Origin of the sequence: Nonomuraea sp. LPB2021202275-12-8 (genome assembly GCF_037044575.1) — a bacterium.
Classification (GTDB): domain Bacteria; phylum Actinomycetota; class Actinomycetes; order Streptosporangiales; family Streptosporangiaceae; genus Nonomuraea.
The window spans coordinates 1-862 of record NZ_JBAHWD010000133.1; the positions used below are offsets into that span (position 1 = coordinate 1).

Annotated in this window: 1 pseudogene; it reads right to left on the reverse strand. The window is 63.6% G+C overall.

Going from position 1 to position 862, the window contains the following annotated elements:
• Positions 1-847 (reverse strand): annotated as a pseudogene (locus V5E28_RS49040) (DNA-directed RNA polymerase subunit beta); the annotation flags it as partial.
• Between the last annotated feature and the right edge of the window lie 15 nt (positions 848-862).

Consider the following 862-nt stretch of genomic DNA (forward strand, 5'->3'; position numbering starts at 1 on the left):
AGAGGTTCTCCAGCAGGGTCTGCGCCGACTCCTTGGTCGGCGGCTCGCCCGGCCGCAGCTTGCGGTAGATGTCGAGCAGGGCGTCGTCCTGGCCGGCGGTGTGGTCCTTCTCCAGGGTGGCCCGCATGGACTCGTACTGGCCGAAACGCTCGAGGATCTTCTCGGTGGTCCATCCCAGTGCCTTGAGAAGCACGGTGACGGCCTGCTTGCGCTTGCGGTCGATGCGGACACCGACGCTGTCGCGCTTGTCGATCTCGAACTCGAGCCAGGCACCCCGGGACGGGATGACCTTGCAGCCGTAGAGGTCCTTGTCGGAGGTCTTGTCGACGCTGCGGTCGAAGTAGACGCCGGGGGACCGGACCAGCTGGGAGACCACGACACGTTCGGTGCCGTTGATGATGAAGGTGCCCTTCGGCGTCATGAGCGGGAAGTCGCCCATGAACACCGTCTGGCTCTTGATCTCACCGGTGGTGTTATTGATGAACTCCGCCGTGACGAACATCGGGGCGGAGAAGGTCATGTCCTTGTCTTTGCACTCATCTACTGAGTACTTGGGCGGCTCGAACCGGTGGTCGCGGAACGACAAGGACATGGTCCCCGAGAAGTCCTCGATGGGACTGATCTCTTCGAAGATCTCTTCGAGGCCCGACTGGGTCGGGACGTCCTTGCGCCCGGCCTGACGAGCCGCCTCGACCCGGGCCTTCCACTTCTCGTTACCGAGCAGCCAGTCGAAAGACTCGGTCTGCAGGGCGAGAAGGTCAGGAACTTCGAGGGGCTCCTGGATGCGCGAAAAAGAGACGCGACGGGGACCGGCGGGTACGGCGGAGGCGTTGCGCGAGGCTGCCAACAGATGTCCTTCCGA